The sequence below is a fragment of the Treponema brennaborense DSM 12168 genome, assembly GCF_000212415.1.
In the GTDB taxonomy this organism is placed as follows: domain Bacteria; phylum Spirochaetota; class Spirochaetia; order Treponematales; family Treponemataceae; genus Treponema_F; species Treponema_F brennaborense.
The window spans coordinates 662,460-681,773 of sequence record NC_015500.1; the positions used below are offsets into that span (position 1 = coordinate 662,460).

Genomic DNA, 19,314 nt, shown 5'->3' on the forward strand with positions numbered 1-19,314 from the left:
GCATGTTTTGAGGAAAAGATGCGCATGTTTTTTATTTTCTTCCGCATGTTTTGGGAAAAAGATGCGCATGTTTTTAAATTTCTTCCGCATGTTTTGGGGAAAAGATGCGCATGTTTTTTATTTTCTTCCGCATGTTTTGGGGAAAAGATGCGCATCCGTGCCGCGGCGCGGGAGGATGCCGGCGTTTGCCCGATGGGTGCCGGCGGTTTACGGATACCGGCCGGCATTGCGAACGTTACACTTTTATGCGGCGCGTTCTGATGTCGAACAGAACAGCCAGAATGAGGATAATGCCGCGAACCATGTACTGGTAGGAAATACCGATGTTCATCAGGTTCATGCCGTTCGATAAGGCGGACATGACGAGCGCTCCGATAATCGTTCCCGTTACGCGTCCGACGCCGCCCGACGAAGAAACGCCGCCGACGTAGCAGGATGCGATCGCGTCCATTTCAAAGGCGTTGCCCGCCGTCGTCGTTGCCGACTGCAGCCGCGCGGTGAACAGGATTCCCGCAAGCCCCGCGAGCGCTCCCATTGAACAGAAAACGAACATCGTTACTTTCTGCACGCTGATACCGCTCAGTTCCGCCGCTTCGGGGTTGCCGCCCGTCGCAAAAATGTGGCGGCCGAGCACCGTGTTGTTGGTAAAAAAATGGTAGACTGCGAGGACTGCCAGTACGATGACGACCGTCCAAGACAGTCCGTTGTAATTGGCAAGTTTCCAGGTAAAAAACAGTATCAGTGCGGCGATAAAAAAGAGTTTGCACACGAACATGTCGATCGGCAGATTCTGCAGACGGTATTTTTCCCGTTTGGCGCGGTTCACGATTTCGCTCACGATGATGAACACGATCAGCGCGATGCCGAGGATGAGCGTGAGTACGTGAAGCCCTTCCGGTCCGAACGGATCTTGGATAAAGCCGTTGCCCAGCGCGTTGAACGCGGCGTTTTTTACGATGATCGTTCCGGTGCCTTCGGTAACGCGCAGCAGCGCTCCGCGGAAAATGAACATGCCGGCGAGCGTAACGACGAACGCCGGAACGCCGCATTTCGCTATCAGCGTTCCCTGATACAGTCCGATGAGCAGTCCGATTCCCATCGCGATAAGCACGACGGCGGCGACCGGAAGACCGGTAAAGTTGCGCATCAGCAGTGCCGCGATGGCGCCGGTAAAGCCGGCGGCGAATCCGACGGACAGATCTATCTGCCGTATGATGAGAACCAGCGTCATACCTATGGCAAGAATCGCAACGTAGCCGGTCTGATCGAACAGATTGCTCAAGTTGCGCGGCGTCATGAAAATACCGCCGGTCGTAACGGTAAAGAAAATCATTACGACCATCAAAGCGACGAACATGCCGTATTGGCGTGCGTTCTGTTTCAAAATTCTGAAGTTCATGGTTTCTCCTAATGAAGTTATTGCGGTGAACGGCTGCGTCAGTTCGCCGTTGCCAGATGCATGATTTTTTCCTGAGTGGCGTCCGCGCCGCTCAGTTCGCCCGCGATCACACCGCCTGAAACGACGTATATGCGGTCGCTCATACCGAGTATTTCCGGTAATTCGGACGATATCATGATGATGCTCATGCCCTGTTCGACCAGCGTGTTCATGAGCGTGTAAATCTCGTATTTTGCGCCGACGTCTATTCCGCGCGTCGGTTCGTCGAGAATCAGAATATCGGGCTTTACCATAAGCCATTTTGCCAGCGACACTTTCTGCTGGTTTCCGCCGGAAAGTTTGTTGACTTTCGCATCTATCGAGGGCGTTTTGATTTTGAGTTCTTGGCGATATTTTTCACTCACCGTGATTTCCCGGTTTTTGTCGATGATATTGTTTTTTACCAGCTGCTTGAGCGACGCGATCGTTATGTTCTGTTTAACGTCCTGCTCGAGAATCAGGCCGTCTCTCTTGCGGTCTTCCGACACGTACGCGAAGCCGTGTGCGATGGCGTCTTTTGAGTGTCTGAAATCGACCGGTTTGCCGAACAGGAGCGCCGTTCCTTCCACTTTGTATTTACGCGGATTGCCGAATACGCTCAGCGCGAATTCCGTCCGTCCGGCGCCCATCAGTCCCGCCAGTCCCAGAATTTCTCCCCTGCGGACGTTCAAATCGATGCCTTTCAGCAATTGGCGGGAAATGTTGTAGTCGTAGACTTTCCAGTCTTTTACTTCAAAAACGACGTCGCCTCTGTCGGCGTGCGCACGCTTCGGATAGATGTTTTTTATTTCGCGGCCCACCATGTGTTTGATGATGATTTCTTCGCTCAGTTCCGCGCGCGGCAGCGTGGCGACCGTCCGTCCGTCTCTGAGTATCGTAACCGTATCCGCGATTTTCAGCACTTCTTTCAGTTTGTGCGATATCATGATGCAGGTTACGCCCTGTTTTTTCAGGTTCAGTATCAGTTCCAGCAGGTTTTCGCTGTCGTCTTCGTTCAGTGAAGACGTCGGTTCGTCCAAAATGAGTATGCGGATGTTTTTGCTGAGCGCTTTTGCGATTTCAATAAGCTGCTGTTTTCCGGTGCCCAAGTTTTTTATCTGCGTGCCCGGGTCGACGTCGAGTCCCACTTTCGCAAGCTGCTGCTGTGCCCGGATGATGGTTTCGTTCCAATCGATGGAACCGTTTTTCTTTTTGATTTCATGACCGAGGTAGATGTTTTCGTATACCGACAGTTCGCTTATGAGCGCCAGTTCCTGATAGATGATCGCAAGGCCCGCTCGTTCGCTGTCTTTGATCGTTTTATACGTTTGTACTTCCCCGTCGATAATGACTTGGCCTTCGTAGGTTCCGTACGGATGCACTCCCGACAGGACTTTCATCAGCGTCGATTTTCCGGCGCCGTTTTCTCCGACCAGAAAATGGATTTCGCCTTCGGCAACTTTGAACGTTACGTCGTCAAGCGCTTTTACTCCGGGAAATTCTTTTACTATGTGAGCCATTTCAAGAATGTTTTTGCCCATTACCAGTCCTCTTTTGATTTTGAACCGGAACCGGCAGGCTGCCGATTCCGGTAGGTGATTTCATTTCAGCAGTGTTTACTTAGAATTTTAAATTGCGCGCGCCGTTGTAATCGGCTTCAACAAGCAGTTTGATGTTGTCTTTGGTAATGACGGTTACGGCGGTTTGTTTGGCGGGAATCTGTTTGCTGCCGTTGTCGTAGGAAGAGGACGTTGAAGGTTTTTTGCCTGCAAGGATGTCCGTGGTCATGGCGATGGCGTCCGCCGCGAGCGTACTGGTGTTCTTCCACACGGTCATAGACTGTTTGCCGTCGGCGATGTACTGCGCGGAAGCGAATTCGGCGTCCTGACCGGTAATGTAGAAAGACGTTACGTCGGGATCTTTGGAAAACTCGTCCGCGATAGCGCGCGCCGTGCCGTCGTTCGGAGCGAGGATGTACACGCCGCCTTTATCGGCAGTTTTGGCTACCGTCAGGTTGTCCGCGGCCTTTTTCTTTGCGATGTCGAAGTTCCAGTCGGTCGTAACTTGGTTGATGATGTCGGCCAATTCGGTGCGGGACAGTTTGGTTTTGTTCTGCAGCGCGACTGCTTTATCCGAGTTTTTGATTACGAACGTACCGTCCGCAATTTTGGGCTGCAGGACTGACCAGGCGCCTTCAAAGAAGATGAACGCGTTGTTGTCCGATGCCGCTCCCGCGTACAGATACAACGGTACGCCTTTTTTGCCGGGTGTCAGTTTGTCGATGAGGAATTGTCCCTGAGCGACTCCGACGGAAAAGCTGTCGAACGTTACGTAATAATCGACGGCGGCGGTATCGGTGATGAGCCGGTCGTAGCAGATGACCGTTACGCCGTCTTTTTTTGCCGCTTCAACGGCTGCCGCGGCGGCGGTTGCGTCGTGCGGGCAGATGATCAGAATCTTGATTCCTTTGTTAAGGAGCGCTTCGACGTTCTGCTTTTCCTTGTTGGAATCGCCCTGACTGAACAGCAGCTGTACCGACGCTTTGCCTTCAAGCAATTTGAGAAATTGCGTTTCGTCCTGAATCCAGCGCGGTTCGTCTTTCGTGGGTAAAACGATGCCGACTTCAATCTTTGCGGATTCTTTTGCTCCGCCGGCAAAGACCGGCAGCGTTAACGCCGTCAGTATAAGCATACCGAGGATCGCCTTCACACTCTTTTTCATATGTGTCTCCTATAAAAAACGTCTGCATGATCGTTTTTTTAATCATGCAAGTTCAGTATAGAATATAGTTTTTCCGGTAACGGGAAAAATTCTGTCCGTTTTTATGATAAAAGGAAAAAGGCCGCGCGGGTGCATCGTTTTGCCGAACCTGCTCTGGAAAAAAATGAGGTCAAAATAAAACAGACGGGGCGCGGCGGTTACTCGATGCCGCGGCGTTTTCGGTACAGGCGGCGTTATTCGGTGCCGCGGCGGTTATTTGCCGTTCCGGTACACGTCTTCCCGGCTGTGAAAACCCGAATCGACGATAACGTCGTCGATATTGCCGCTCGTTACCAGAACCGGCGCAAGGAACACTGCCGGAACCCGTTTGGCGCCGTTGTCGATCGATTCGGTAACGCCGTCCAGTTCCGCCGCCGGCACGCCCGACGCGAGCAGATACGCATACGTCGCCGCTTTTTGCGCCAGTTCCGTTATCGGCTTATACACCGTCGCTGCCTGAGTGCCGGCTGCGATGCGCTGACACGCGGCGATGTCCGCATCCTGTCCGACGACGGGTACGGTCGTTCCGAGCCGGTGTTCGGAAAGCGCTTTGAGCACCGATTCGGCGACGGCGTCGTTTCCGCAGATAACGGCGTCGGGAATCAGATTCAGTTCGAGCAGTTCCGACATTTTACGGTACGAAAGGTCGTAATTCCAGTCCGTCGTATAATATTTGAATTGCACGCTGACCGGTCTGCCGTCGAGTGCGTCGCGGACGCCCGTATCGATCAGAGCCATATTGTAGTCTTCTTCCGCGCCGTATATGCAGTAATAGGCGCCTTTCGGGCGCAGGCGCAGCAGCGCTTCGGCCATCAGAAAACCGACTTGTCTGCTGTCGATCGTCAGATACAGCGAAACGTCCGCGTTCCGTATCAGTCGGTCGTATGAAACGACGGGAATGCCTTTGCTGCGGGCGCGCTGTACTACGGCGGTGAGCGCGTCGGCGTTTTTGGGGACTATTACCAATACGTCGACGCCGCGGTCTATGAGGTACTGGATTTGACTGCACTGTGCTTCCTGATCGTTGCCCGCGTTTTGTACGATAACGTCCGCACCCAACGCGCGCGCGGTGTCCCTGAAAATGTCGCAATCGCGCCGCCATCGCTCTATGATAAACGTGTCGATCGAAAAGCCTATCGTTACTCTTTTTTCCGCCGCCTGATCCGATTGTTTTTTTCGGGAGTCGGGTTTCAAAAAACAGCCGCTGCCCGTGCAGACTATCATGCATATGAGTCCCGTTATAAAAACGGACGTACGCGTACGGGGGTGTCCTGCCGAGCTTTTCATACGTTCTCCTGATAAAAAGGCAAGGAGGAAATGTCAATTTCCGGCTTGGCTTTTTACGCAGCTTCGCAGTAAAGCGAGAAGCTGCACTTGATAAGAAAGTTTGCAACGCAAACTTATGAAAGATACAAACCGACGATATTGCAGACGGTTTGTATCTTACTCTCCTGATAAAAACTTTGTGTAAAAACGCCGCGCCGTTTGTTTCATTCGCTGCCGCCGCCGTCGTTCGGTATTGAGGTACGATATTCCGTCGGCGTGAGACCGAATTTTCGGCGGAATAATTTGCTGAAATAATTCTGATCCGGATACCCGATCCGGTAACTGATTTCTTTTATGCTGTATCCGCCGTGCCGCAGCAGCTCTTTGCCTTTTTCCAAGCGCAGTTCGGTTACGTAATCGATAAACTTTGAACCCGTTTCGTCTTTGAACAGTTTGCTCAGATAAAACGGATTTACGTGTGCGAGCCGGGCCGTCTGTTCCAGGGAAATTTCGTTTCCGATATTGTCCTTGATAAAATCCTGCACTTTTTCGATTATCGGATTCAATTTTGCAGTCCGGCTTTCGTACAGGATAAACGTGCATTCGAGCAATTGCGGCAGTACGTAGGCCGTTATCTGGGAAAAAGACGCGCAGTCTGCCAGAATGCTGAACGTGTTTGCAAAAGCCGGCAGATCCGCGTATCCTTTGCGGACTTCCGCTGCACAGTTGCGTGCGTTCACCAATATTCTGAAGCAGGCGTTTTTAACCGCGTCGAACGGAATCGCCGCCGTCCGTACCAGCGCTTTCCAGCGATCAAAGTAAATCTTTACGCCGGAAACGTCGCCCGCGGCAACCCGGCTCAGCAGCTGCTGTTCCGAATGGAGTTCCGCTTTCAAATACGGCTCGCTTTTCGTCTGGCTCGCGTCGGCAAAGCCTATGCCGCCGGCCGTATCCGTTTTGTTCAGCGTTTCGAGCGCCTCGTTATACGCGCAGACGGTTTGCCCGATATCCGTTTTAATCGAACTGACGCCGAGGCGCACCGCGGCGCCCAAACGCAGCGCGAGCTGCCGGTATACGGTTCTGAGCGTCTCCCGCACGGGATCCTCGGGATTGCACGGTATGAAGACGGCGATCCGGTTCATCATGAACGAACCGACGATCCCCTGCAACGATGCCTGAAAAAGGTCGCGGACGTGCGTATACGCTTCGTATTTATTTTTTGCGGAGGTTTCCGGCAATTCGAGGCAGCAGAAATAGTACGAATCTTCCGTAATTTTAAAATATTCAAGGTATCCTTGCAGGTTCCGCGTTTCCGCGGATGCGAATATGGACGAATAAATGAAGTCGCTTTCCACGATGGACGAGACGAAGCTGAGTTTTTTGCGTATTTCGATGTCGGCCGAAAGGTTTTCCCGTTCGGCGTCGATACGGCTCATCGCGTTGCGTACCGTCTGCGTTATGATGTTCCGGTTTACCGGTTTGGTCAAATATCGGTAAGCACCGAGCGCCAGCGCTTCCTGCGCATATTGGAAGCGGTCGAACGCGCTCAAAATGACGACGATCGTTCCCGGATTCGATCGTTTGATTTCGGCGACGGCTTCAAGTCCGTTCAGACCGGGCATATTGATGTCCATAAACACGATGTCTATTTTCTGTGTCTGGCAGAGCGCGAGTGCGTCGGTACCCGACTGCGCCGTGTAAATACACAGCTGGGACGGAAAATTCTTTTCCAGAATAAAGGTCAGCGAATCTATGACGATTCGTTCATCATCAGTAAGCAGTATTTTATACATTCCGTATCCTTATGATAAAAACCGTACCGCCGCCGGCGGCTTCGGCAATGTCGAACACGTCGTCCGTTTGATAGTACGTGCGCAGCCGGGTTACGACGTTGTCCAAGCCGATGCCGGTTCCGCCCGTTCCGTCCTGCGGCCGTTTCTGCACCGGTCCCGGATTTCCGGAGAGCAGGCGCTGCCGTTCCTGCGGCGGAAAGCCGCAGCCGTTGTCGGCGATCGTAACGCAGACCGTTTCCGTTTCGCCTTCAGTTAGGGAATATACGCGGAGCGTTATCTTTCCGCCCGACGACACGTCCGCCAGTCCGTGCCGGATGCAGTTTTCGACTAACGGCTGCAGTGTCATGGACGGTATGCGCCGCCGCAGATCGGCGCATTCTATTTCCTTTTCAAAATCGAATTTGGAGGTGAAGCGGACTTTCATGATGTAAACGTAATTGTCGACCAGCGCGAGTTCTTCCTGCAGCGTCGTGTCCTGACCGGTCCGGCTCAAATTGTAACGGTAAAAATCGGAAGCCTGCTCAAGGAACCGGCACGTTCTGTCAGAACCTTCCAGCATCGCAAGCTGTGCGCCGGTATTGAACGTGTTGAACAAAAAGTGGGGATTTATCTGCGCCTGCAGCGCTTTCAGCTGCGCGTCCTGATACAGGGCGGTCATCTTCGATTCGCGCTCACGCAGTTCCGCTTCGTTTATCGCTTTTTCCCAGATGGTGTCTATGTATTCCCTGATGCTGACGATCATACGGTTGAACGCGCGGCAAATATTGCCGATTTCATCCTGCTTGTCGTATGAAAACAGCGGAATGTCGAAATTCCGTTCGGCAAGCTGATGGGCGGCGTCCGATATTTCGACGAGCGGCTGCGTGATTCTTGAAACCAGCATGTATATCAGCACCGTGTTGAGCACGATGATAAGCAGTATGATGCTCGCACAGTTTTTCATTATGTCCGAAACGGTTTCGAGCAGCTGATTGTAGCGCGTGATGTTGTTCCTGAAATAGAGCGTGCTGAGCTCCGAGACGGCTTCCGTAAGCAGGGAAAACGATTTCATCGCATGAATATAATTGCCGTCCGCCTCGCGGTTTTTGTTTGCCCGGCGCGCGTATACGGCTTTATCCGCGTATCCGATAAAACTTTCGGTAAACCGCAGTATGGAATATTCTTTTTGCCCGATCAGTTCGACGGACGGTTTGCCGCAGAGAATCGCCGGATGCGATTCGAGTTTCGAGCGGAAGCTGTAATAGTTGTCGATGCTTTCGTACGTGCGCAGTTTCATGTATGATTCCAGCGACAATTCCGTCTGCGCGAGCAGCGCGTAATACGCGTCCAATTCCGAATTCGTCTTGTAAGAAACGGCGACGGAACGTACGACCGCGCTCACGATGACCGCGACGTACAGAATGAGAACGCACATGATGCAAAAAGAGAGAAAAAACGATCTCAGAAGTCTGCTGCGAATGCTCGTTTTCATCGTCGGTTCGCTCCGTTCAGCACGCGTATCGTAGGCGCGGCGGGGAGGCCTTCGTATCCGTTCTCGTTCCGGCGGAACAGCGCGGCGACCGCCTGTTCGCCGATTTCTTCGGCGTCTACGGAAATCACGGTGTGGATGATGCCCCGGTCGAGGTATTTTTGCGTTTCACTGTTTTCATATAAGCCGATGATCGTGATTCGCTCCGTCATGTTGAAATCGATCACCGTCTGTGCGGCGAAGACCGTATCGTCCGCCGAAAAGCAGACGACGGCGCTGCCGGCTTCCATTTCGGCGATTTCGCTCCGTATCCGCTGGTTCCGCCCGCCCGGTTCCGCGCCGTTTTTGCCGCTCAGTATCCGTATCTGCGGCGCGTACGGCGGAACGAACGTTTCCCGCACGGCGGCGAGCATTTTGCGGACGGTCGCTTTGTTTTTGTCCGTGTTTTCGATCGCATATATGATGTTCGGGCGCGGCTCCACGCCGAGTATCGTGCGCGCTACGGTGTGCCCCAATTCGGCCGTGTCTGCGCCGATGAAATAAACGCCGCCGTTTTTTTCATTATCAGTCCCGACGACTGCCACTGCAACGTTCGTGTTCCGGACGGTAACCGGTTCGGTAACGACGATGTTTTCATCCTCCGTATAAACGATGATGCCGTCGGCGCAGACGTACGCCGCGTAATCGAGCAGGGATTGTATCGATACGTTCTGTGCCAGCGTTGTAGGCGTGAGCAATTCCACTGCGGCGTCGTACGATTCGGCGGCGCGGGCGGCTCCTTCGTACAGTTTTTGCAGAAAATCCGCGTCTTCCCGTGTTCCCGCGACCAGCAGATGATACGAGCGCTGTCCGCCGTCTCCGGAACGCGCGGCGGTTCCCGCCGTTCGTATGATGATGTTCGTGTAATACGCCGTAAAGCAGCCTACCGCGGCAATCAGGACCGCGATGAATATGAGGATATAACCGGAATACTTTTTCATATGCATAACAATTCTCTCGTTGCCGTATATCGTATGATACCATATGATTTTTTATCCTGCAACAAAAAAGGACGTTCGGTCAAAGCGCGCTTTCTTGTGCACGAACTGCGAGGTCGTATATACTGAAACCGTGTATACTGATCAGAGTGCGGGGCGGTAAAAACGGAGCGTTGATGCGGCCGTTTCCGCCGTCGCCGCGGAGGAACTATGGAGTGGTTTGACCGAATGAACGATGCCGTTTCGTATATCGAAACGCATCTGACCGAGACCGTCAGGTATGAGGAAGCGGCGCGGATTGCGTGCTGTTCGACTTTTCATTTTCAGCGGATGTTCGCGTATATTGCGGGAGTTCCTCTTTCCGAATATATCCGCCGCCGGAAAATGTCTTTGGCAGCCGTCGAGTTACAGAACGGCCGGAAAATCATCGACGTGGCGCTTGCGTACGGCTACGAGTCGCCGACGGCGTTCAACCGTGCGTTCAAAAGCGTTCACGGCATGGTTCCGTCGGCCGCCAAAAAACGCGGCGTATCGGTAAAATCGTTTCCCCGAATCACGTTTCAATTTTCCATAAAAGGAGACACCGTCATGGAATACAGAATCGAAACGAAGGGCGCGCGGCGAATCGTAGGCGTTTCGTGCGCACTGGACAAGGATTTGGAAAAAAACTTTGCGCAAGTTCCCAAAATGTGGATGAAAGCGTCTTTGCTCGGCACGGTGAAAAAGCTGGCGGCGCTGCAGAACGACCCTGAACTGCCCGGCATTTTGGGCGTCAGTTTTTGTACCGGCGACGACGAATGGCGGTATTACATCGCGGCCGCAACGGACAAGAGTGCGCCGGGAAAATTTGAAACGCGTGAAATTCCCGCCGCCACCTGGGCAATTTTTTCGGGGGAAGGTCCCAGTCAGGGAATTCAGGAACTTGAAAAACGTATCGTAACCGAATGGCTGCCGGATTCCGGCTGGGAATACGGTTCGGCGCCGGACATCGAAGTCTATCTGACGCCGAATCCCAAACACGCCCGGTACGAAGTGTGGATTCCCGTCGTAAAAAAAGTGGCCGACTGACGGTTTTAATGCCGCCGTTCGCCGCTATCGCGGGCGCTGCCGCTGCTGCCGTGGGCGCTGCGTAACCGCTGCCGGTGGTAACCGCCGCTGCTGCCGCTGCTGCCGCCGTGGGCGCTGCTGCCGGTGGTAACCGCCGCCGGTTTCCCGCCGCTCAGGCGAACGGATTCCAAAACCGCGACCCGTCGTGAAACGTAATGATCAGACTCGCCGCCAAAAGCAGCACGCCGAATCCGATCGCAGCGTAATCGTTTCGGGCGAACGGTCGGCGCACGTACCAGGTGCGCTTGTTTTTTTTGCCGAACCCGCGCAGTTCCATCGCGTTCGCGATGGTTTCCGTTCGTGAAATGCTCGACAGGATAAGCGGCAGCAGAATGGCGACGGAGTTTTTGACGCGGGCATGCAGTTTGACTTTTTTGCCCAATTCGACGCCGCGCGCCTGCTGCGCTTGGCTTATGTTGCGGTAGTCGCGCTGAATATCGGGAATATAACGCAGCGCGATGGCTACCGCGTATCCTATGCGGTAGCTGACGCTGACGCCGTTCAGGCTGGACGCGAATTCGCTCGGATTGGTCGTGCAAATGAACAGCAGCGCCACCGGCAGCGCGACGAAATATTTCAGTGAAATGTTAAAATGATAAAACAGTTGTTCGGCGGTAACATCGTATCGCCACGCGATGTGAAACAACACGTGTCTGGTGCCGTAAATTTCGGTTCCCTGATCGGGTGCGAACAGAAAAATGAACGCGTTGTTGAGCAATAAAAATATCAGCATAAACCAAAAGACGAATCTGACTTCACGGAAGCTGATTTTACTTACGGAAAAAAGGGAAAAACTGACGACGAGCAATCCGGCAAGAACGCGCGTGTCGTAAGTCAGCATACTGGCGAATGTAAATAGAAGAAAAAACACCAATTTGGTCGTTCCGGTAAGCGAATGGATAACGCTGTTTTTCGGAATGAAAGACATGACCGGATTCGGTTTAGACGCCACGGCTTCGTACCTCCCGGTCGTAATCGATAAAACGCTGAACGAACGCTTCCGGCGGCGTTATCCCGCAGCGCGAGGCGAGCGTAAACAAGCTGGTTACTTTAAGCGCAGCCTGTTCCACCAGCGGCAGATCGCACAGAACGCGGGCAGCCGACTTGTCGCCGACTTGAACGCCGTCGTTGAATACGACGGCACGCTGCGTGTATTCGAGCATCAAATGCATGTCGTGCGTGATCAGCAGCACCGTAACGCCGCGTTCGTTCACGCTGCGAAGGAATTCCATAAATTCCGTGTAATGCCTGAAATCCTGTCCGGCCGTCGGTTCGTCCAGAATGATGATTTCGGGATTCATGACGAGGACGCTCGCAATGGTAACCCGTTTTTTCTGCCCGAAGCTGAGCGCGCTGATCGGCCAGTTCCGGAACGGATACAGCGCGCAGACGCGCAGCGTTTCTTCCACGCGCGTGCGTATTTCCGCTTCGCAAAGACCGCTGTTCGCAAGGCCGAGCGCCACTTCGTCGAAGATCATCGCTTTGCTTATCATCTGGTTCGGGTTCTGCATAACGTAGCCGATGTGCCGCGCCCGTTCGCGGATAGTGTCGCCGCGCAGATCTCTGCCGTATAGGCTGATGCCGCCGGAGTCGGGCGTTTCAAATCCGCAGATCAGTTTGCACAGCGTGCTTTTTCCCGCGCCGTTTCGGCCGACGACTGCGGTCATTTCGCCTTTCGTAACGATGAGCGACACGTCCCGTACCGCCGGACGGTGCGCGGTGTATCCGAAGCAGACGCGGTCCAACTTCAGCAGTTCCGGCCGGTCGGGCGGAATCGGCGCGGGCGGTACCGATTCGTACCATGCGCGGACTTTTTCCGTATCCGCCGCGTCGAGCAGCATTGATTCCAAATGTTGCGGTTTTTTTTGGGAAGTGATCTCGACTCCCGCGTAGCGCAGGGCGGTCAGATACAGCGGTTCGCGGATGCCCGTCTGCGCGAGCAGCGTCGTGCCGAGCAGTTCGTCGGGACTCATGTCGGCGACTATCCGGCCGTCGTTCATTAAAATGATCCGGTCTACGTCCCGATGCAGGACGTCTTCAAGCCGGTGTTCTATGATAACTACGGTGGCTCCCGTTTTTTCGTGAATGGAATCGATCAGTTCTATTGTCTGTTTCCCGGCGGCCGGGTCCAGATTTGCCAGCGGCTCGTCGAACAGCAGTATTTTTACGTCGTCGACCATAACGCCTGCAAGGCTGACGCGCTGTTTTTGCCCGCCTGAAAGGGCGTGCGGCGCAAAGTCGAGATGACTTTGAATATCGACCAGCTGCGCCGCCTGCAGAACCGTTTTTCGCATCGCGTCCTGCGGCACGCAATCGTTTTCCAGTGAAAACGCAATATCTTCAGCGACGGTCAATCCGATAAACTGCCCGTCGGGATCCTGCAGCACCGTACCCACGCTTTTGCTGAGCGCAAAGATGCTTTCGTTTTCCGGTTCCATACCGTCGACCAGCAACGTGCCGCTGCTTTTTCCGGTAAAACTGAACGGCACCAGTCCGTTGATGCAGCTGGCGAGCGTGCTTTTGCCGCTGCCGCTCGGACCCGCGATGAGAACCTTTTCTCCCGGAAATATATCCAAATCGATATCGACGAGCGTCGGCTCCGATTGGGCTCTGTATTGGAAGCTGTAATTCCGAAAAGAAATCACCGGTGTCATCGCGTGTCTCCGTGGTTGCAGAACCTGCCGGTTCAGTCTTTTTTCAGCGAACCGCTTTTTGCGATCGTTTTGCTGTAGGCGAGCAGCAGTAATCCGCCGACGATCGCCGCAGTGAGAAAGTTCGCGATGCAGGCCATCGTTCCCTGTGCGAACACTTTGTTCGCCGGCTCCGCGTAAATGATGACGTCGAGTACCGGCGCAACGCCGATCCAGCAGACGATCATGGCTGCGAGTGTCGCCAGTACGTACGTTACGGCGCCTTTTTTACCGAACACGCCTTCACTCAGCTGTATCCGTTTGGTGAGCAGGCCGACGATGACGCCGACAAGTGCCGACGCGGCGACCCAGCTCCACCAGGGACTGCCGCCCCAAGACAAATCGATCAGCGTGTGACCGATAAGTCCTATCAGTCCGCCGGCGATCGGTCCGTACAATACGGCGAACAGACCGAGCACCGCGTACTGCAACGAAATATTAGTGTTCGGAATGCCGCTCGGAATCGCTACGAAGCGTCCCAACACGAAAAACAACGCCGCTCCGATACCGACCGCGACGACCGTCTTGATAGACATTTTTCCCATACAGATTTCCTCCTCAGGATCAAAGAACCGTATTCATTCCCGGTCCGTCATTCGTAAATCACTTTCGGTGCTTTACGGATCGACAGTTTCCAGGTTATGCCCGTGCCGATGTTGTACGCTTTTGCAAAACTTCCCTGATTGATGGCGAGCGCCATGTTGTCCAAACTGTTGACGTATAAAAGCGGTTCGCCGACGTAGACGTCCGCGAAACTTTTGGCGTATACGACGATGTTTTTATACAGCGTGCGCGTTTCGTTTGCGATGGAAATTTCGGCACGCTGTCCGTGCGCGACGCCGAGTTTCAAAAACAGGGCGCGCGGAATGTTCGTCCATAAACTGCCGAACCGTACGTCGAGCACGTCGATCGTACCGGTGATGTGATCGCTTTCCGCAATCGCTTCCACGACCGGCAGTTCGTTTATGCTGTCAGCCGGAACGGCGGGGCCCACCTGTTCAAATGAAATGACGCCGGCGGCGAGCCGCGCGCCCGTATATGCGTAAATGTCGCGGCCGTGAAACGTATAGCTTTCACCGCTGCCGGGAAGCCGGTTTGCCGTTTCGTCTATAACGCGCGCGTCGGTAATGCCGATCATCCGCCGAACGTGGGTAAGCGTGCCGTTGTCCGGCGTTACTATGTATTGATTGTTCGCGGTGCGCACGACGATGCTCCGTCTGGTGCTGCCGACTCCGGGATCCACGACGCTCACGAACACGCTGCCTTCCGGCCAATAAGAAACGGTTTGAATCAGGCGGTAGCTCGCTTCCCAAATGTCGTATTGCGGTATGTCGTGCGTCAGATCGAACACGCGCAGTTCATCGCTGACGCACGCGGCGACACCGTACATCGCCGAAACCGCGCCGTCCGCGTACCCGAAATCCGTTTGCAAAATCAGAGGTTTCATTCGTGCCTCCCGTTAAACTCTCGCCGTACCGGTTTATTATCAATATGTTTTTTCATCTTGTCAATATACGCGTTTTACCGGCGCCTGTACAAACCTTCCGTAAATAGTGTATAATAACGCGTTACATCGCGTCCGCTTACGTTTCAGGTGCAGGCGGGGCGTTCGGCAGCAAAATTTCTTGCAGTATCGAGGTTCTCTTCATGAAAAAACGTGCTCTTATCAGCGTATTTGTTAAAGACGGCGTGCTTGCGTTGGCGCAGTTTCTGCACAGTCAGAACTGGGAAATCCTTTCGACCGGCGGAACGGCGAAGTATCTGACGCAGAACGGCGTTCCCGTTACCGACGTGAGCGCCGTAACCGGATTTCCCGAATGCCTCGACGGCCGCGTAAAAACGCTGCATCCGAAGATTCACGCGGGCATTCTGGCGATCCGTGACAATCCGGCGCATATGAAAGCCGTTGCCGAACTCGGCGTTGAACCGATCGATCTTGTCTGCGTAAACTTGTATCCGTTTTTTGAAAAAGTACAGGCGGGGCTGCCGTTCGATGAAACGGTTGAATTTATCGATATCGGCGGGCCGACGATGATCCGTGCCGCGGCGAAAAACTGGCAGGACGTGCTGGTGCTTACCGATCCGGCCGATTACGCGAACGCGATGGCCGAAATCGAAGCCGGCAAAAAAGACGCGGTGCTGCATCGCCGTCTTGCCGGAAAAGTGTTCAATCTGACAAGTGCGTACGACGCGGCCGTTTCACGTTTTATGCTGAACGGTCTCGACGATATTACGGATGCCGGCGGCGCCGAGACGTTTTCTTCCGAACTGCCCGCGTATTACGATATGCCGCTGGTCAAGGCGCAGACGCTGCGATACGGTGAAAACGCGCATCAGGAAGCGGCGCTGTATCTTACCGCAGACAAAAAAGGCGCGTTCGGCGGCATGGAGCAATTACAGGGAAAAGAACTTTCCTACAATAATATCCGCGATCTGGACGTTGCCTGGAAAGCCGTGTCCGCGTTCAATCGGTTTGCAAAAAACGCGCGGAGCGTGAGCGGTACGGACTATTCTTCGTTCGACGGAGCTGTCTGCGGAAAGGACGCCGCGGGAAACAAGGCTTCGCCCGCGGGGACTGCGGTAACGGCGACGTTTGCCGCCGCGTCGGCTTCGGTGTTCACCGTCGCGCTCAAACACAACACGCCGTGCGGCGCGGCGCTCGGTGCGACTGCGCTCGAATCGTATAAGAAAACGTACGATTGCGATCCCGTTTCCATTTACGGCGGAATCGTCGGCTGCAGCGCGGTGATCGATAAATCGGCTGCGGAAGAAATGGTAAAATGCTTTCTTGAAGTTATCGTCGCGCCCGGTTTTACGGACGAAGCGCTCACCGTTTTCAGTGCGAAAAAGAACGTCCGCGTCGTCGTCGCCCGCGTTCCCGCGGATGAAAAATGGGACTGCATGGCGGTGGACGGCGGCCTGCTCGTCCAGAACCGCGACAACGAACTGTTCGGCAAATGGGATATCGTGACGAAAGCGAAACCCGTTCAGCGGCAAATAGACGAAATGGCGTTCGGCATGACGGTCGCGATGTTTGCAAAATCGAACGCGATTCTGGTCGTTAAAGATAAAATGGCGATCGGCATCGGCTGCGGTCAGACGAACCGCATCTGGGCTGCCGAGCAGGCGCTCTCTCGCGCAAAAGCGCTGACCGACGCCGCCGGAACTTCCGCCGCGGAAGTCCTGATAAGCGACGCGTTCTTTCCGTTCGCCGACTGCGTGGAAAAAGCCGCGGAATACGGAATCAAGGCGATCGTTCAGCCCGGCGGTTCGATCCGTGATCAGGAATCGATCGACGCCTGCAATAAACACGGTATTTCGATGGTCTTTACCGGAATACGTCACTTCAAACATTAAGAGGCTGTCCCGTGCTGTATCATCTGGCTTCATGGTTAATGCCGTTTTTCGGCCCGGCGCGACTGCTGCAGTCGCACGCGGTGCTTATCGTGGTTTCCCTCTATTTCGGTTTTTTGGCAACGGCGCTGCTGCTGCCGAAATTGTACCGTTTTTTGCCGCACGACCGCGGCCGGGAGTTTACGCTTACCGCGGACGCGGCTAAAGGGAAACCGACGGGTGCGGGATCCGTTTTCGTAACGTTTTTCGTCCTTATCTGCGTTCTGGTTGCGCCGCTTGATCCGCTGCAGCTGTGTATGCTCGTTCTGACGTGGTTTACGATGCTGACGGGTTTTTTGGACGACCGCAGCGTTACGAGTTGGGGCGAATATCTGAAAGGCGCGCTGGATCTGGCGATCTGCGTCGCCGCGTCGGTGATGCTGTATCTGTTTATCAGCCGCGGCAGTGCGGACGGCCGGCTGCATTTTTGGCTGCCGTTTATTTCCCGGAACGTCATAGTCGCGCCGTGGGTTTACATTGCGGTTTCCACCGTTTTGCTGTGGATGTCCATCAATACGACGAACTGCACGGACGGGGTGGACGGTCTTTCGGGAACGCTCGTGCTGATCGCGCTGATTACAATGGGCGTCATTTTTTATTTCATATTGGGACACAAAGAAATATCCGCGTATCTTTTGGTGCCGCATCTGGCGGACGGCGCCATTTGGGCGGTGATGACGTTTGCGCTTGCGGGCGTGCTTATGGGATATCTGTGGCACAACGCGTTTCCCAGTTCCGTTCTGATGGGAGACGCCGGAAGCCGGGCGCTCGGTTTTTACATCGGCGTATGCGTGATGGTTTCGGGAAATCCTTTTCTGATACTGGCGACGTCTTCCATTATATTCGTAAACGGCGGGATGGGGCTGATGAAAATTTTCCTGATGCGCTTTTTCAGAATCCGGATTTTTCAGACGATTCGTTTTCCGCTGCACGATCACATGCGCCACAACCATCATTGGTCGCCTACGCAGGTGCTCGTGAAATTCATGATCATGCAGGTGCTGATAACGATTGCCTTCGTCGGGGTATTCTTCAAAGTCCGATAAAACCGTAAAGTCCGATAAAACCGTAAAGTCCGATAAAACCGGCCGCACCGTTTACACCGGTGCGTCTTTATGGTATTCTGCATTTCATGGGTAAACGGATTTTTTGTATCGTAAACATATGTATTGTCCTGACGGTTTTATGCGTAACGGGTTGTTCCAAACAGCTCGGGTACGGCGTGCTGCTGTGGTCTGTTCCGGAAAAGAATTTGAGCGACGGCGACATCGTGCCGGTGTATATTAAATCGAATATTTCACAGGTATATGTTATCGGCATTCCCGGTACGAAGGAAAAACTGGAAGTGCCGCTGTGGCAGATAACGGAGCCTGCCTCGAAAGGCAAAACGGCGAAACGTGCGGCGCGGTACGAAGAATACCGCCATCAGTATGCGCGCGTCGTACTCGACGGGCTTCCCATCCGGTACGAACCGGTCAACACGTCGCGGCAGATATACCGTCTGCGAAAAAACGAAGTTATCAAAGTATTGTATAAGGGGCAGGGCGCCGCCGTCATGTCCGGGGCGAATTCAATGGCCGGCGATTGGCTTCGCGTACTCACTTCGGACGGAACGCAGGGATGGTGTTTTTCCTACAATCTGCGGTTGTTCGACATCCGCATGTCCGACGTACCGGAGCAGAACGTCGCTGCGGCTGAAAAGCTTGAAGATTCGGTGCTCGACGGAGTCGTGTCGCAGATTTGGTATCCTGATTCGTACGCTTCGATGATAAAATCGAATAAAATCGATTTAACCCGCATGAAGGCGTCGTACCGCTTCGATCCGGGACTCTCCGGACAAGTTGAACTGCGCGTACCCGATTTGATGCTGGTGTACCCGTATACCGGCGTTGAAAAAACCGGATCCAACACGTATCAGTTCAAGGATACGCCGATTTCGATTACGGTGCGCAGCGAAACGTACATCGTCGTGCATTATACGAACGAAAAAGGTATGCCGACGGCGTACAATTTCGTAACGATCAGCGAACCGATCGAAGAAATCCTTTCCGGTGAACAGGAGCGGCGGCAGCACGCTTACGACCAGCTGGAAGCGTTCGGACCGCGTTTTTCGAGTTCAAACTACGGTACGCTGGAGCTGACCGGGGCCAATGCGTTTACCTGGAGCGGTTATAAGCTGCTGCAGCCGGCGGTGATTCCCAAGTCGGCGCTCGGAAGGGGAACGGTCGAGTTCGACTGTTTCCTGTCAAACGCGCTGTCTCTTTCGTACGACGGAGTGCTTTCTTTTAAATTCGACAACGTTTCCGAACCGGTGCGTTTCCTGTATAAAATAGAAGAAGACGGTTTGCGGCTTGAAGATGCGGCGACGGCGCTGATCCGGAGCAACACCGTGATGGAGCGCAGTTCAAATCCCGTCGTCATGTTTTTTGCAAAATAGGAAACG

15 protein-coding genes are annotated in these 19,314 nt (G+C 54.0%); 4 read left to right on the top strand and 11 right to left on the bottom strand.

What is annotated here, in order from left to right; all coding sequences use genetic code 11:
• Positions 1-235: 235 nt before the first annotated feature.
• The 7 genes from TREBR_RS02740 to TREBR_RS02770 all read right to left on the bottom strand — a co-directional run bounded on the left by TREBR_RS02740 (position 236) and on the right by TREBR_RS02770 (position 9,684).
• On the bottom strand, positions 236-1,399 hold the full coding sequence (locus TREBR_RS02740) for a sugar ABC transporter permease (protein ID WP_013757699.1): 1,164 nt from the start codon (positions 1,397-1,399) through the stop codon (positions 236-238).
• 38 nt (positions 1,400-1,437) lie between these two features.
• A complete protein-coding gene (locus tag TREBR_RS02745) occupies positions 1,438-2,958 on the bottom strand; it encodes an ATP-binding cassette domain-containing protein (RefSeq protein ID WP_013757700.1) in 1,521 nt (506 codons plus the stop codon).
• A 79-nt stretch (positions 2,959-3,037) separates the two neighbouring features.
• Positions 3,038-4,138: a substrate-binding domain-containing protein gene (locus TREBR_RS02750; protein ID WP_013757701.1), complete on the bottom strand. Its 1,101-nt coding sequence runs from the start codon at positions 4,136-4,138 to the stop codon at positions 3,038-3,040.
• A gap of 252 nt (positions 4,139-4,390) precedes the next feature.
• Positions 4,391-5,464 carry a substrate-binding domain-containing protein gene (locus TREBR_RS02755; RefSeq protein WP_013757702.1) on the bottom strand — a complete coding sequence of 358 codons (1,074 nt, stop codon included), beginning with the start codon at positions 5,462-5,464 and terminating at the stop codon, positions 4,391-4,393.
• 203 nt (positions 5,465-5,667) lie between these two features.
• Positions 5,668-7,236, bottom strand: a complete 1,569-nt coding sequence (locus tag TREBR_RS02760) for a response regulator transcription factor (RefSeq protein WP_013757703.1) — start codon at positions 7,234-7,236, stop codon at positions 5,668-5,670.
• The gene (locus tag TREBR_RS02765) at positions 7,229-8,707 is read right to left on the bottom strand and encodes a sensor histidine kinase (RefSeq protein WP_013757704.1); all 1,479 of its coding nucleotides are present in this window, start codon (positions 8,705-8,707) and stop codon (positions 7,229-7,231) included. Before TREBR_RS02765 ends, TREBR_RS02760 begins: the two co-directional genes overlap by 8 nt.
• On the bottom strand, positions 8,704-9,684 hold the full coding sequence (locus TREBR_RS02770; RefSeq protein WP_041610309.1) for a substrate-binding domain-containing protein: 981 nt from the start codon (positions 9,682-9,684) through the stop codon (positions 8,704-8,706). The genes TREBR_RS02765 and TREBR_RS02770 overlap by 4 nt, the downstream gene beginning before the upstream one ends.
• 207 nt (positions 9,685-9,891) lie before the next feature.
• Here TREBR_RS02770 and TREBR_RS02775 point away from each other — a divergent pair, with 207 nt between their 5' ends.
• Entirely contained in the window at positions 9,892-10,749 is an 858-nt protein-coding gene (locus TREBR_RS02775; protein ID WP_013757706.1) for an AraC family transcriptional regulator, read from the top strand.
• Positions 10,750-10,900: 151 nt separating this feature from the next.
• Here the strand turns inward: TREBR_RS02775 and TREBR_RS02780 are convergent, their stop codons facing one another.
• Genes TREBR_RS02780 through TREBR_RS02795 form a run of 4 tightly spaced genes read right to left on the bottom strand, consistent with a single transcriptional unit; the run spans position 10,901 to position 14,925 of the window.
• A complete protein-coding gene (locus tag TREBR_RS02780) occupies positions 10,901-11,740 on the bottom strand; it encodes an energy-coupling factor transporter transmembrane component T family protein (RefSeq protein WP_013757707.1) in 840 nt (279 codons plus the stop codon).
• A complete protein-coding gene (locus TREBR_RS02785) occupies positions 11,730-13,442 on the bottom strand; it encodes an ABC transporter ATP-binding protein (protein WP_013757708.1) in 1,713 nt (570 codons plus the stop codon). Before TREBR_RS02785 ends, TREBR_RS02780 begins: the two co-directional genes overlap by 11 nt.
• Before the next feature lie 32 nt (positions 13,443-13,474).
• Positions 13,475-14,023 carry an ECF-type riboflavin transporter substrate-binding protein gene (locus tag TREBR_RS02790; protein ID WP_013757709.1) on the bottom strand — a complete coding sequence of 183 codons (549 nt, stop codon included), beginning with the start codon at positions 14,021-14,023 and terminating at the stop codon, positions 13,475-13,477.
• 47 nt (positions 14,024-14,070) lie between these two features.
• On the bottom strand, positions 14,071-14,925 hold the full coding sequence (locus tag TREBR_RS02795; protein ID WP_013757710.1) for an SAM hydrolase/SAM-dependent halogenase family protein: 855 nt from the start codon (positions 14,923-14,925) through the stop codon (positions 14,071-14,073).
• 200 nt (positions 14,926-15,125) lie between these two features.
• Between TREBR_RS02795 and TREBR_RS02800 the strand changes: the two genes are divergently transcribed.
• From TREBR_RS02800 to TREBR_RS02810, 3 genes are all read left to right on the top strand, one after another.
• Positions 15,126-16,835, top strand: coding sequence for a bifunctional phosphoribosylaminoimidazolecarboxamide formyltransferase/inosine monophosphate cyclohydrolase (locus TREBR_RS02800; protein ID WP_013757711.1), 1,710 nt, complete (start codon positions 15,126-15,128; stop codon positions 16,833-16,835).
• Positions 16,836-16,846: 11 nt separating this feature from the next.
• Complete coding sequence (locus tag TREBR_RS02805) at positions 16,847-17,917, top strand: MraY family glycosyltransferase (protein ID WP_013757712.1); 1,071 nt, start codon at positions 16,847-16,849, stop codon at positions 17,915-17,917.
• Positions 17,918-18,003: 86 nt separating this feature from the next.
• Positions 18,004-19,308: an SH3 domain-containing protein gene (locus TREBR_RS02810; protein WP_013757713.1), complete on the top strand. Its 1,305-nt coding sequence runs from the start codon at positions 18,004-18,006 to the stop codon at positions 19,306-19,308.
• Positions 19,309-19,314 lie beyond the last annotated feature (6 nt).